This window comes from Mycobacterium sp. shizuoka-1 (assembly GCF_002723835.1).
GTDB lineage: Bacteria > Actinomycetota > Actinomycetes > Mycobacteriales > Mycobacteriaceae > Mycobacterium.
Genome location: NZ_BEWG01000113.1, coordinates 9,821 through 23,008 on the forward strand (window position 1 = coordinate 9,821; position 13,188 = coordinate 23,008).

The 13,188-nt window shown below is 68.4% G+C and carries 10 protein-coding genes; 5 read left to right on the forward strand and 5 right to left on the reverse strand.

The window, feature by feature from the left end; genetic code table 11:
- Positions 1–139 precede the first annotated feature (139 nt).
- Genes MSZK_RS28015 through MSZK_RS28030 form a run of 4 tightly spaced genes read left to right on the forward strand, consistent with a single transcriptional unit; the run spans position 140 to position 4,643 of the window.
- Entirely contained in the window at positions 140–880 is a 741-nt protein-coding gene (locus MSZK_RS28015; protein ID WP_371411403.1) for a 1-acyl-sn-glycerol-3-phosphate acyltransferase, read from the forward strand.
- The gene (gene fadD12, locus MSZK_RS28020; RefSeq protein ID WP_099251795.1) at positions 880–2,508 is read left to right on the forward strand and encodes an acyl-CoA ligase FadD12; all 1,629 of its coding nucleotides are present in this window, start codon (positions 880–882) and stop codon (positions 2,506–2,508) included. The genes MSZK_RS28015 and fadD12 overlap by 1 nt, the downstream gene beginning before the upstream one ends.
- A complete protein-coding gene (locus MSZK_RS28025) occupies positions 2,477–3,763 on the forward strand; it encodes an alpha/beta hydrolase (protein ID WP_099251796.1) in 1,287 nt (428 codons plus the stop codon). Before fadD12 ends, MSZK_RS28025 begins: the two co-directional genes overlap by 32 nt.
- The gene (locus MSZK_RS28030; RefSeq protein WP_233211557.1) at positions 3,756–4,643 is read left to right on the forward strand and encodes a DUF4436 family protein; all 888 of its coding nucleotides are present in this window, start codon (positions 3,756–3,758) and stop codon (positions 4,641–4,643) included. The genes MSZK_RS28025 and MSZK_RS28030 overlap by 8 nt, the downstream gene beginning before the upstream one ends.
- Here MSZK_RS28030 and MSZK_RS28035 read toward each other — a convergent pair.
- The 3 genes from MSZK_RS28035 to MSZK_RS28045 form a co-directional block, all read right to left on the reverse strand.
- Positions 4,640–6,058 carry a wax ester/triacylglycerol synthase family O-acyltransferase gene (locus tag MSZK_RS28035; protein WP_099251797.1) on the reverse strand — a complete coding sequence of 473 codons (1,419 nt, stop codon included), beginning with the start codon at positions 6,056–6,058 and terminating at the stop codon, positions 4,640–4,642. The two genes, MSZK_RS28030 and MSZK_RS28035, sit on opposite strands and share 4 nt — an antisense overlap.
- A gap of 55 nt (positions 6,059–6,113) precedes the next feature.
- Positions 6,114–7,304, reverse strand: coding sequence for an alpha/beta hydrolase (locus MSZK_RS28040; RefSeq protein WP_099251798.1), 1,191 nt, complete (start codon positions 7,302–7,304; stop codon positions 6,114–6,116).
- A gap of 156 nt (positions 7,305–7,460) precedes the next feature.
- On the reverse strand, positions 7,461–8,447 hold the full coding sequence (locus MSZK_RS28045) for a glycoside hydrolase family 6 protein (RefSeq protein ID WP_099251799.1): 987 nt from the start codon (positions 8,445–8,447) through the stop codon (positions 7,461–7,463).
- A 111-nt stretch (positions 8,448–8,558) separates the two neighbouring features.
- Between MSZK_RS28045 and MSZK_RS28050 the strand changes: the two genes are divergently transcribed.
- Positions 8,559–10,193 carry an amidohydrolase gene (locus MSZK_RS28050; RefSeq protein ID WP_099251800.1) on the forward strand — a complete coding sequence of 545 codons (1,635 nt, stop codon included), beginning with the start codon at positions 8,559–8,561 and terminating at the stop codon, positions 10,191–10,193.
- Positions 10,194–10,199: 6 nt separating this feature from the next.
- Here MSZK_RS28050 and MSZK_RS28055 read toward each other — a convergent pair whose 3' ends face one another.
- A complete protein-coding gene (locus tag MSZK_RS28055; protein WP_099251801.1) occupies positions 10,200–11,225 on the reverse strand; it encodes an alcohol dehydrogenase catalytic domain-containing protein in 1,026 nt (341 codons plus the stop codon).
- A gap of 7 nt (positions 11,226–11,232) precedes the next feature.
- Positions 11,233–13,176 carry an NAD(P)/FAD-dependent oxidoreductase gene (locus tag MSZK_RS28060; protein ID WP_099251802.1) on the reverse strand — a complete coding sequence of 648 codons (1,944 nt, stop codon included), beginning with the start codon at positions 13,174–13,176 and terminating at the stop codon, positions 11,233–11,235.
- Positions 13,177–13,188 lie beyond the last annotated feature (12 nt).

Consider the following 13,188-nt stretch of genomic DNA (forward strand, 5'->3'; position numbering starts at 1 on the left):
GAGCGAGGTAGGACGATCGGCGTCTGCCCGGTACCATCAAAACTAGAACACGTTTCAATTCTTAGGAGGACGTGTGAGCACCGACGACGTGACCCGCACCGAGACGGAGAAGTGGGATCCGGGCCTGGTGGAGAAGACGATGGGCGTACTGCGCCCGTTCCTCAAGCTCTACCACCGCAGTGAGGTCCGCGGCCTGGAGTCGTTCCCGCACGGCGGCGCCCTGGTGGTGTCGAACCACTCCGGCGGCCTGTTCGCGATGGACGTGCCGGTGTTCGCCCTCGGGTTCTACGAGCATTTCGGCTATGACCGGCCGGTCTACACCCTGAGCCACGACCTGGTGCTGACCGGCCCGACTGCGGGTTTCTTCAAGCGCAACGGCTTCATCCACGCCAACCACGAGAACGCCGATGAGGCGCTGCGCTCCGGCGGCGTGGTGGTGGTGTTCCCGGGCGGTGACTACGACGTCTACCGGCCGACGCTGGCCCAGAACAAGATCGACTTCGACGGCCGCACCGGTTACGTGAAGGCCGCCATCAACGCCGGCGTCCCGATCGTGCCGACAGTGGCGATCGGCGGGCAGGAGAGCCAGATCTTCCTGACCCGCGGAACCGGCCTGGCCAAGGCGCTACGGCTGGACAAGCTGCTGCGCGCCAAGATCCTGCCCATCTCGTTCGGCTTCCCGTTCGGGCTGAGCGCCGTCGTCCCGCTCAACGTGCCGCTGCCCACCAAGATCGTGGTTCGCACACTCGAGCCGATCGACATCATCGAGCAGTTCGGTGAAGATCCTGACATCCACGCCGTCGACGCCTACGTGCGCGCCGTGATGCAACGGGCGCTCGACGAATTGGCCGCCGAACGTCGCCTCCCGGTGATCGGCTGATGGACCTGCTGTCCCGGCTGACGTCCGTCGGCGACGCCGTCGTCACGCTGGCCAAGGCCGGCTTCCTGACCCCGATGCGCCCGGACCGCACGGTCGCGATGGTGAACGCCGCCCGCGCCGAGGGGTTGTCAATCGCCACCGGATTCGCGACGGCCGCCGCGCGCCGCCCGGACAGCCCCGGCCTGATCGACGAGCTGGGCACGCTGACGTGGCGCGAACTCGACCAGCGGGCGCATGCCCTGGCCGCCGCGCTGCAGCAGTTACCCGGCGGAGCCCCCGAGGTAGTCGGCATCATGGCCCGCAACCACCGCGGGTTCGTCGAGTCGCTGATCGCGGCCACCCGCATCGGCGCCGACGTACTGCTGCTCAACACCTCGTTCGCCGGTCCGGCCCTGGCCGAGGTGGTCAACCGCGAACAGGCCGACGTCGTCATCTACGACGAGGAGTTCACCGCGTCGGTGGACCGGGCGCTGGCCGACCGGCCGGCGGCAGTCCGCATCCTGGCCTGGACCGACGAGGCTGGCTCCGATGCACGTACCGTCGAGAAGCTGATCGAGGCCCATTCGGGTCAGCGGTCGCCCCGCAGCGAGCGCAAGAGCAAACTCATCCTGCTGACCTCCGGCACCACCGGGACTCCCAAGGGCGCCAAGCACTCCGGCGGCGGTGCGGGCAATCTCATCGCGATCCTGGCGCGCACACCGTGGCGCCTGGGCGAGACGACGGTGGTGGTCGCGCCGATGTTCCACGCCTGGGGCTTCTCCCAGCTGGTGTTCTCCTCGGCCATGGCCTGCACGATCGTGACGCGCCGCAAGTTCGATCCGGAAGCCACGCTGGCCCTCGTCGACCAGTACCAGGCCACCGGACTGTGTGTGGTGCCGGTGATGTTCGACCGCATCATGGACCTTCCCGAGGATGTCCGGCGGCGCTACAGCTGCCGTTCCCTGCGGTTCGCCGCCTGCTCGGGGTCGCGGATGCGGCCCGATGTCGTCACCGCGTTCATGGACGAGTTCGGCGACGTCATCTACAACAACTACAACGCCACCGAGGCGGGCATGATCGCCACCGCGACCCCGGCCGACCTGCGCGCCGCACCCGACACCGCGGGCAAACCGGCGGTCGGCACGCAGATCCGCATCTACGACGACGAGTTCGGCCCGGTCCCCACCGGTGAGGTCGGCCGCATCTTCGTGAAGAACTCCACCCAGTTCGACGGCTACACCACCGGCAGCACCAAGGACTTTCACGACGGCTTCATGTCCTCGGGCGACATCGGCCGCCTGGACGCGGCCGGTCGGCTGTTCGTCGTGGGCCGCGACGACGAGATGATCGTCTCCGGAGGAGAGAACGTCTACCCCATCGAGGTGGAGAAGACGCTGACCGCCCATCCGGAGGTGGCCGAAGCCACGGTGCTCGGCGTCGACGACGAGCAGTACGGCCAGCGCCTGGTCGCGTTCGTGGTACTGACGGACGGATCGACCGCGACCGCCGACGACCTCAAGGCCCACGTCCGGGAGAACCTGGCCAACTACAAGGTGCCGCGGGAGATCACCATCCTGACCGAGCTGCCGCGCGGCAGCACTGGCAAGATCCTGCGTAATGAACTCATCGCTCGCGCGTCTGACGGCTAGGCTGCGGCGCCCCCGCCCCCTGGCCCGCGCCATCGTCGAATTCGCCAATGCCGCCAACGGCTTTCGCCCGCTCGGCCGCCAAGGCTACAAGACCCTGGCGATGTTCTGGTTCGGCTGGCCGACCTCGGAGCTGCCGCTGTTCTACCTGACCGGCTCGGTACTGGACGCCGCCCGGCGCGGCCTTCGCGGCGACTTCCGCGGCCGCCGTGGCCTCGCGGCGCTGCTGCTGACGGTGGCGTCGTGGCCGATCCTGGTGGCGATCCAGCGGCGCAACGTGACCACGCCCCGGCCGGTGCTGCGCGCCGCCCTCGTCGACGGTCTCGGTGAGGATTTCGCCGACGTCCTCGACACCCTGCCCAGCACCCCGTCGCCGTCGGGGCGGCCCACGGCCTGGCGGACCACCTGGTCGCGGCGGCGCTACGTGGAGAAGTCCAACATCGTCACCTACGGCCCGCACGGCCGGGCCAACCTGGCCGACGTGTGGCGCCGGCGCGACCTGCCGCGCGACGGCAAGGCGCCGGTGCTGCTCGAGGTGCCCGGCGGGGCGTGGGCGATTGGCTGGCGACGCCCGCAGGCCTATCCGCTGATGGGCCATCTGGCCGACCGCGGCTGGATCTGTGTGGCGATGAACTACCGGGTCAGCCCGGCGCACACCTGGCCCGACCACATCGTCGACGTCAAACGCGCGCTGGCCTGGATCAAGGACAACATCGCCGACTACGGCGGCGACCCCGATTTCGTCGCCATCACCGGCGGGTCGGCCGGCGGCCACCTGGCCGCGCTGGCCGCCCTGACCGCCGGCGACCCGGAATACCAGCCCGGCTTCGCCGACGCCGACACCTCGGTGGTGGCCGCGGTGCCGGTGTACGGCCGCTACGACTGGTACACCGCGCACGGCGACGGCCGCCGCGAGTTCATCGGCTACCTGGAGCGGTTCGTGGTCAAGCGACAGTTCAGCCGCTTTCGCGACATCTACACCGACGCCTCACCGATCCGCCGACTGCGCGCCGACGCCCCGCCGTTCTTCATCCTGCACGGCGAACACGACTCGCTGATCCCGGTCGGTGAGGCACGCGAGTTCGTCGAGCAGTTGCGGGAGGTGTCCCAGTCGCCGGTGCTCTACGCCGAGCTGCCCGGCGCCCAGCACGCCTTCGACATCTTCTCCTCCCCGCGGGCGCACCACTCGGCCGAAGCGGTCGGCGAGTTCCTGTCCTGGGTGTATGCCAGCCGGATGAACACCGATCGGCATGCGTAGACACATCCGGCGGGTCCGCGACATCGGCCTATGGCGGTTGACGGTCGCCGTCGTCGTGTTGGCCGGCCTGATCACCGCGAGCGTGTCCGGATACCTGACCAGCCGGCACAGCACCGACCAGGAGTCCGCCTTCGGCGACCAGAACAACCCGAACCGGGTGAACGTCACCGTGTGGATATCGCGGGTCGACGCAGTGACACAAGCACTTTCGGTCACCGTGATGGGTGTGGAGCCGGCCGGGTCGATGGCCGACCCCCAGGGTGCGTTCGCCCAGGACCTCACCCTCACGACCAGAGCGATCGGCAACTGGCGCGCCGAGATCAAAGCCGGCGATTTCCCGCCCGACATCGAACAGAAAGTCACCGTCGACGGCGCCGTCACCGACTATCCGTTCGACAGCTACACCGGAACCATCGAGGTACACGTCTTCGACGCGGCGGGCACCGACGTGCCGATGTACCTCACCGTGGTGAACACCGACTCGTTCTTCTCGATGAGCACCTCGGCGGGCGCCGCCCCCAACGGCGGCACCGTGGTCAACGTCAGCATGCACCGCAGCGCACCGACTCTGGCCTTCGCGGTGTTCGTGATGGTGCTGATGCTCGGTCTGGCCGTCGGCGCCGTGGTGGCCGCGTTCTACGTGCTGCACTGGCGGCGGGGGCTGATCTTCCCGGCCTGTTCGATGATGGCCGCCATCCTGTTCGCGCTGATCCCGTTGCGCAACGCCGTGCCGGGCGGTCCGCCGATCGGATCGATCATCGACTTCGGCTCGTTCTTCATCGCCGAGGCCGTCATCTCCATCGCGTTGATCGCCAGCATCGTGGTCGGCTTCCGCCATCAGCGCGACATCGAACGCGCCGAGGGCACACCGCAGCCCTAGGCTTGCGCCATCGCGCTGTCCACCACCGCGAGTTCGCCGGAAAGACCTGCGGCAACCCGTATTTCGGAGAACGCCTGCAACATCGCCTCGGTGACTTCGTGCGGGTCGCCGACGGTGGAGCCGTCGGAGAGCACCGAGATGTTGAGCTGGTCCACGTAGCTCCACACGGTGATGTTCAACCCGCTGCCCGCGGTCAGCGGACCCACGGAGTAGATCTCGGTGACCAGCGCACCGCCGACGCGGCCGTGCTCACGCGGGCCGGGCACATTCGAGATGGGCAGGTTGAGCACCTTGTTCTGGCCGTCCTTGGCCGACAACCACTTGAACAGCGCCTGCGCCGGCGCCGGCGGCAGGTACGTCGACCACCGGCTGACCAACTCCGGGCCGACGAGTTGATGGCTTTCCTTGGCCAGCACCGCGGCGTCGTGGGTCTGACGCACCCGCTCCAGCGGGTCGGCCACCTCGACCGGAACGGCCACCATCATGCCGGTGAAGTAGTTGCCCGAGACACGGTCCGGGTCGAAGTTGAAACTCACCGGCACCGAAGCCAGCAGCGGGTGATCCGCCTTGCCGTCGTAGCGCAACAGCAACGTGCGCAGGGCTCCGGCGGCGGTGGCGAGCACCATGTCGTTGATCGTCACGCCGAGCAGCTTGCTCGTCTCCTTGACCTCGGCCAGCGCCAAAGTCGCAGTGGCGAAACGTCGTTGGGGATCGAGCATGTGGTTGAGGAACGACGGCGGCGGGGTGAAGGGCATGGTCAGCTCTGGTGAGAGCTTGCGATTGCTCCGACGCACCCGTACCAGTCCGTCATAGGTGTACTTCATGACACCGGGCAGCTTGCCGAGCTGGCGCAGATGGTCGGTGAACGCCGACCGGACGAGCTCGCCGCGGGTGGGCGCGGGATCGGTCGCGAACTCCTGATCGGGATCGGGGCCGCTGCGCAGATCCATCCCGCGCGCCATCAGGTTGCCGGAGGCGACCCCGTCGGCGAGCGCGTGGTGAATCTTGCCGACCACCGCGATCCGGCCGTTGGCCAGCCCTTCGACGAAGTACATCTCCCACAGCGGGCGGCTGCGATCCAGCGGGGTGCTGGCGATCTCGCCGATCGCCTCGTCGAGCTCGCGCCGGCCGCCCGGCTCCCGGACCCGCCACGGACGGATGTGGTAGTCGAGGTCGACATCGCAGTTCTCCCGCCACATCGGATGGTGGAACTTGAACGGGATGTTGACCAGTTGGTAGCGGAACGGGTCCAGCTTGTAGAGCCGGCCGCGGATGACCTGCCGGAACTCCTCGACGCCGAAGGTCCGGTCGCCGAGGTCCTGCAACTCGATGACCGCGACTTTGAGGGTGTGCATGTGCACATTGGGCGCCTCGCTGTACAGCAGCACCGCATCCCAGCCGCGCAATCTTTTCATCGTCGCCCTCTCCACCCCTGCCCGTCCCAGTCGGGACGATACAACGGGCGAGGGTTCAGATCACCTCTTTGGTGGACATGACACCGCGGTCACGGTGAATCTGGTTGAGGAACAAACCGATTGCGGTGGCGACCGAACCGGTGCGCGCGCCGTCGGTCATGTCGAAACCGTGTCCGGCACCGGGCAATTCGACGTAGCCGACCGCAGAGCGCGACACCGCGCGCAGCCGTTCGACGAAACTGCGGGCCTGCGCGACGGGGATCACGCTGTCTCCGGAACCGTGCACCAACAGAAACGGCGGGGCCTCGGGATGCACCCGCGCGATCGGCGAGGCCTTGCGGAACAGCTCGCCGTGCCGGCTCTGCCGCTTGTTGACCACCACCCGCTCCAGGAAGTCGACGAAGCGGACCCGCTCGGGGGTCGAGCGGTCCTCCCAGTCGTAGCGGCCATAGATGCCGACGACGGCGTCGACGGCGGTGTCCGATCCTTGCGGCAGGTGCGCCTGGTACTCCGGGTCGTCGATGGTCAGCCCAGCCAGCGCGGCGAGGTGCCCGCCGGCCGAACATCCGGCGACGGCCACGAAATCCCGGTCGCCACCGAAGCGGTCGACGTTGGCACGGGCCCACGCGATCGCCGCCTTGACGTCGTGGATGTGCCGCGGCCACCGGTGGTGCGGCGCGACGCGGTAGTCGATCGACAGGCACACCCAGCCCTTGGCGGCCAGGTGCGACATCAGGGCGTACCCCTGCAGGATCCGGCTGCCGTGCACCCAGGCGCCGCCGGGCAGGAACAGCAGCACCGGTGCGGGTTCGGCGGGCAGGTCCTTGCGCCGCCAGACGTCGAGCAGCTGCGCCGGGTCGTCGCCATAGCGAACTGAGGTGCGGTAAAGGTGCTTGCGGTGTTCGAGCGCGTTCATCACCGGCGGCGTGCGCTCCGGTGCCGGCCACTCGATCTGCAGGTCCTCGGGGGCGACGACACCGCGCAGCCCGGCCTCGGCCACCTCCCGGGTGCTTTCCCGCTGTGCCTTGCGCGTCTCACCGGCGCCGGGGCTCAGCCACGACCGGGCGGCCGCACCGACCAGCTCGGGCATCTGCCGGGCACCCCACACACTCATCGCGGTGGCGGCACCGAGCGGCTCGAGATGGCGGCCGACCACCGGAATCTGTGCGGACGCCACACTCATCGCCAGCAGATAGTCAGCCGGTCCGGCCTTCATCAGCCAGCGCGCTGTCGTCCACGGATTCATTGCGGCAGCGTACCCCGCCGCCCATGGGTGAAACGACAAATTCTTCGGAATGTTCACTGCTTTGCTGGCTCGGGGAGAGATCCCCCGTCCGTCAAGGCATGCCGCGATGGTGGGCGTTTGCCCACACGCGTCGCAGCGGGGTGGCGGGAACCGGCGTCAGTGCCCGGCGTTGCGGGCCAGTTCGATCGCGAATGCGTTGACGAAATTGCCCGGCCCCGGGTTGCCGCGGCCACAGGACCCGTCGGAGTCGCCAGGACGCTTCACCCACAGGAATGCGTCGATGTGGCCGTTGCCGGTGGCGGTGGTGGGCTGCACTCCCAGGGCCCGGCCGCTCGGATTGCACCAATACAATTCGCCGTCGGCCGGTCCGTTGCCGTTACGCGAGGTGTCGATCACGTAGGGCTTGCCGCCCGTCATCCCCGAAATCGCTTCGCCATAACCGATTTCCTCGTCGGTGGTGAAGAAGTTCGAGGTGTTGAGGCTGAAGCCCCTGGCCCGGTCGATGCCGACCTGGTTGAGCCGGTTGGCGATCTCGTCGGCCGGCAGCCAGCGCGAGTGGCCGGCGTCGATATACACCGCAGCCGCCGGGTTGCGGGTCAAGGTGTCGACGCCGTAGCGGATGAGGTCGAACCGCTCCTGGCGGGCGGACCCGGACAGGCAGTCGGCCATGTCGAGCGCGTCGGGTTCGAGGATGATCGTCACCGGGCCGCCACCGATCTGGGCCGCGACGCGGTCGATCCACCCGCGGTAGGCGTCGGCCGAGCCGAACCCGCCGGAAGCGAAGCTGCCGCAGTCGCGGTTCGGCAGGGAATACATGGCCAGCATCGGCATGGCGCCCGCCGCCCACGCTCCGGTGAGGTACTTGGTGACCGCGGCGTCCGGAACCAGGTTGTCGATCCAGTACGCCTGCGGGGTGTTCGCGATGTAGGCCAGCTCGGGGCTGTCCGGGTTGGCCCGTGAGGCCCGCATGGCCGCCGAGTTCGGGTCGACGTAGAACGGCGAGCCGCCGATCGGGGCAGCGTCGTCGGCCAGGCGAACGGCCCCGGTGTGCACCGGGTCGGCGGACACGACGAGGCCGATGACGACCGCGGCCGTCAGGAACGGGGCGATCCAGCGTGCGAGGGCGCCGACAGCTGAGGACATCACCGGAGAAAAGCTAGTGGGCAGGGTCGACAAACGCCAACCGTCGGCCGCTATGGGCCACCGGGGACACCGGGCGCCCCTACACTCAGGACACCGTGAAGGAGGCCGGAGATGGCCGAGGCCGCAGACGTCGTCTACACCGGCGACATCGTCACGATCAACGACGCGAACCCGTCGGCAACCGCGCTGGCGGTGCGCGCCGGGCGCATCACCGCGGTGGGCGACCGCGAGGACGTGGTGGCCGCACACCGCGGTCCGTCGACTCGGGTCGTCGACCTCGACGGCGCGACCATGTTGCCCGGCTTTCTCGATCCGCACAGCCACTACATCAACTCGCTGACTGTCGCCAACCAGGTCAACGTGTTCGCACCGCCGGCAGGCCCCGGTTCCGATGTGGCGGCGATCGTCACGGCCCTGCGAGCGTTCCGCGACTCGCAGCGGGTGCCGCCCGGGGAGATGATCGTCGCCTACGGCTATGACGACACCCTGATGCCCGGCGGCCGGACCCTGCACAAGGACGACCTCGACGTCGACTTCCCCACCAATCCGGTTCTGGTCGGCCATGTCTCGATGCACGGTGCGGTGCTCAACTCGGCGGCGATGCGGATGTTCGGCATCGACGCCGACACCGAGACGCCCCCCGGCGGAGTGATCGTCCGCAAAGAGGGCTCCACCGAGCCCGACGGTCTGGTGATGGAGACGGCGTTCCTGCCGATCTTCGCCGCCATGCCCAAACCCACGCCGTCGCAGGAGATCGCCTGGAGCAAGGCCGGCCAGCTGCTCTACGCCGCGGCGGGCATCACCACCGCGCACGAGGGCGCCACCCACGCCGCCGACGTCGAGCTGATGTACCGGGCCGCCGAGGGCGGAGCCACCCTGATCGACGTGGTGGCCTACCCGTTCATCCTCGAACTCGACGAGGTGCTGCAACGCCACCCGGCCGCCACCTTCGGCAGCTACCGCAACCGGGTCAAACTCGGCGGGGTGAAGGTCACGCTGGACGGCTCACCGCAGGGCCGAACCGCCTACTTCACGACGCCCTACCTGACCGATGGGCCCGACGGCCAGCACCCGTGGTGCGGCGAACTCGGCTTCTCCCAGGACACCGTCAACAGATGGTTCAAACAGGTTTACGACCTCGGCCTGCCGCTGGACATCCACGCCAACGGGGACGCGGCGATCGACGTCGCACTGGCCGCACACGAATTCGCCGCCGCCGGGGATCCCGGCCGGGACCGGCTCACGGTGATGGTGCATTCCCAGTTCGTCCGTCCCGACCAGCTGCAGCGCTACGTCGACTATCGGATCATCCCGTCGTTCTTCACCCCGCACGCGTTCTACTTCGGCGACGCCCACGTCCGGTTGCGCGGCAAGGCGCAGGCCGACTTCCTGTCCCCGATGCGCGCGGCGATCGACCTGGGGCTACGGCCCACCAACCACACCGACTTCGTCGTCACCCCGCTCGATCAGATGTTCGTGGTGTGGACCGCGGTGAACCGGATCTCCCGCAGCGGCGCCACCATCGGAGCCGACCAGCGGGTCACCCCCCTCGAAGCCCTGCAAGCGATCACGATCAACGCCGCACGCCAGTACCGCGAGGCCGACACCAAGGGCTCACTGGAGGTGGGCAAGCTGGCCGATCTCGTTGTGCTCGACGGCAATCCGCTGACCGTCGACCCGATGGCGATCAAGGACATCCGGGTGGTCGAGACCATCAAGGAAGGCGCAACGGTCTACCGCGGGTAGCTCCCATCACGGGGTCAGCAGCACCTTGACGACATCACCCGACCGCGCCGCGACGGCGGCGTAGCCTTCGGCCGCCTGCCCCAGCGGCAGGCGGGTGGTGAAGATGTCGTCGACCTCGAGGCGGCCGGTCTGCAGCAGCGGGATCAGTTCCGGCCAGGTCTGCTGCACCGGAGCGGTGGTGGCCCGAAACGTCAGGCTGCGCAGCAGCGCGGTGAGCGCCGGGAACGGATACGGGTTGAGGTTGTGCACCCCGACCACCGACACCGTGCCGCCGGCGCGCACCGTGGCCAGTGCGTCGTCGAGCGTCGTGTCGTTGCCGACCGCGTCGATCACCGAGTGCGCGCCGAGACCGCCGGTTGCCGCCGTCACGGTCGGCGCCGCGGCCGGTTCGATCGCGATGGCGCCGAGCCGGGCCGCGCGGTCGCGGCGCTGCGCGACCGGATCGACCGCGTAGACCCGCGCCGCGCCGAGGAACAGCGCGCTACGCACCGCGCACAACCCGACCGCGCCCAGACCGATGACCACCGCGGTGCCGCCGAGCGGGATGTCGGCGCGCTTGGCGGCCGCCCAGCCGGTGGCCAGGTTGTCGGTGAGCAACAACGCCTGCTCGGTGGAGATGCCCTCCGGCATCCTCAGGAGCTGGAAGTCGGCGGCCGGCACGGCCATCAGCTCGGCCTGCGCCCCGCCCAGCAGCCCGGACCCGAACACCTGCGGGCCCGACGCGCACAGGATCGGGTCCTTGGTCGCACACCCGGCGCAGGCACCGCACCCGGCCACCGAGGACACCATGACCTGGTCGCCGACGGTCACCGAGTGCACATCCGGCCCGACCTCGACCACCGTGCCGATGGCTTCGTGGCCCAGCGAGACGGGCGCGAACAGCGGGTAGTCACCTTCGTAGAAGTGCAGGTCCGAGCCGCAGATGGCGGCCGCGGTCACCGAGACGATGGCGCCGGTGGGTCCGGGGAGCACCGGATCGGGCCACTCGTCGACCCGGACCGATCCCGGCGTGTCGATCAGCACCGCGCGCATGGTGTCCTCACTCTCCCTGTTCCACAACGAAGTTCGCCCACTGCGGGGTGCGGATCGCGTTCCAGTAGACCGGCAGCCGCCACGGGCTGACGGTGTGGATCTCACCATCGGGGTTCTTGAAGTACGAGTGCTCGATCGACGGATGTGCCCACACCATCGTGTTGATCTCGGCTTGGTGTTTGCGGTGCCACTCGTCGGTGGCCGTCGTCGTAGGTTCGATTGCAGTCCAGCCGTTTTCGATCATCTCGGCCAGGCAGGTGTTGATATAGCGCATCTGCAACTCGGAGTTGAAGATCAGGCTGCCGCCGTGCGCCAGATGATTACCGGGGCCGTACAGCATGAAGAAGTTCGGGAAGCCGGGCACGGTGATTCCCAGGTAGGCCGACGGCCGCTGCCCCCACGAGCTGCGCAGGTCGACACCGTGGCGGCCGGTGATCGCCATCGGATAGAGCACCTCGGTGGCGCGGAATCCGGTGGCGTACACGATGACATCCACCTCGTGGGCCACGCCGTCGGCTGTCACCACCGCGTGCGCAGTGATGCGTTCGATCGACGTGCGCACCAAGTCGACGTCGTCGCGACGCAGTGTGGTCAGCCAGGTTCCGTTGTCCTGCAACGTGCGTTTGCCGGTTGCCGGGTAGTCCGGCAGCACCTTGCTCAGCAGTTCCCGGTCGTCGCCGACCTGAGTGGTGATCCAGTCGGTGAACATCAGCCGGGCCATCGCGTTGATCTCGCTGACCGCGTAGTTCGGGTCGTCGGGGTGGGTGTAGTCCGGATCCGAGCGGGCAGCCTCCAGACCCTTGTCCGCGCCGGGCCACAGGATCAGGAAGCGATACCAACGGTTGTAGTACGGAAGGTGATTCATCGCCCAGCGCACGCCGTCCGGCACGCTGTCGTGGTACATCGGGTTGGGGAACATCCACTGGGCGCTGCGCTGGAACACGGTCAGATGCGCCACCCGGTCGGCAATCGCCGGGGCGATCTGGAACCCGCTGGCTCCCGCGCCGATCAGTGCCACCCGCTTGCCGGTCAGATCGACCGAGTGATCCCACGCCGCCGAATGGAAGGCGGGACCCTCGAACGTGTCGGCACCCTCGATGTCGGGAATCGCCGGCCGGTTCAGCTGTCCCACCGCGGTGATGACCGCCCTGGCGCGGATGCTGGATTCGGTTCCGTCCTTGCTTCGCACCACCACCAACCAGGTGTCGTCCTCGTCATGCCAGTCGGCCGACACCACCTCGGTCTCCCAGCGGACGTTCTCGTCGAGGTGGTGCCGGGCCAGCACGGTCTCGAAATAGGCCCGCAGTTCCGGCTGTTCGGCGAAGTAGTGCGTCCAGTCGTTGCTCGGCTCGAAGCTATAGCAGTAGAAGTGGTTGGCGACGTCCACCCGGGCGCCGGGATAGCTGTTCTCCCACCATGTTCCGCCCGGTCCGGCGTTCTTCTCCACGATGGTGAACGGGATGTTGGCCTGTTTGAGCCGGATACCGGCGAGCAGCCCCGACTCACCGCAGCCGATCACCACCACCGGGTAGTCGGCGGTGGCGGCGGCATCGAGGGCGGCCGGGCGGCGCGGGTCGACGCCCTCGAGATCCATCTCCTCGAGGACCATCGGGCGGTACTCGTCGTCGACGTGCTCGCAGGCCGTCCAGTCCAGCATCTCGGCGATCAGCTCGGGGCTCAGCGGCACCGGTCCCGGGCAGCCCCGGTCGCGGTAGTCGGCGATGACCGGCAGAGCCAGCGCGCGGGCCCGGGCCTTGTCCTCCTCGGACATGAAGCCCTGAACTTCGTTGAGGAAGACGCCGGCCTGCTTGAACTCGCGGATGAAGCGCGGGTCACCGGTGATGTGGACCAACGACAGCAGCAGGGTGGGGATGCTGACCTGTTCCAGTGCGGCCGCGATCTCCTCGTCGGAGGACGTGAAGGGTTGCCCCGCATAGGGATTGGTCGTCATTGACGGTGTCCT

Bases quoted from the DNA above. Each gene is read 5' to 3' on its own strand.
- MSZK_RS28060 (WP_099251802.1), bottom strand. From the start codon at position 13,176: ATGACGACCAATCCCTATGCGGGGCAACCCTTCACGTCCTCCGACGAG.
- MSZK_RS28025 (WP_099251796.1), top strand. From the start codon at position 2,477: ATGAACTCATCGCTCGCGCGTCTGACGGCTAGGCTGCGGCGCCCCCGC.
- MSZK_RS28050 (WP_099251800.1), top strand. From the start codon at position 8,559: ATGGCCGAGGCCGCAGACGTCGTCTACACCGGCGACATCGTCACGATC.
- MSZK_RS28055 (WP_099251801.1), bottom strand. From the start codon at position 11,225: ATGCGCGCGGTGCTGATCGACACGCCGGGATCGGTCCGGGTCGACGAG.
- MSZK_RS28030 (WP_233211557.1), top strand. From the start codon at position 3,756: ATGCGTAGACACATCCGGCGGGTCCGCGACATCGGCCTATGGCGGTTG.
- fadD12 (WP_099251795.1), top strand. From the start codon at position 880: ATGGACCTGCTGTCCCGGCTGACGTCCGTCGGCGACGCCGTCGTCACG.
- MSZK_RS28035 (WP_099251797.1), bottom strand. From the start codon at position 6,058: ATGAAAAGATTGCGCGGCTGGGATGCGGTGCTGCTGTACAGCGAGGCG.
- MSZK_RS28040 (WP_099251798.1), bottom strand. From the start codon at position 7,304: ATGAATCCGTGGACGACAGCGCGCTGGCTGATGAAGGCCGGACCGGCT.
- MSZK_RS28015 (WP_371411403.1), top strand. From the start codon at position 140: ATGGGCGTACTGCGCCCGTTCCTCAAGCTCTACCACCGCAGTGAGGTC.
- MSZK_RS28045 (WP_099251799.1), bottom strand. From the start codon at position 8,447: ATGTCCTCAGCTGTCGGCGCCCTCGCACGCTGGATCGCCCCGTTCCTG.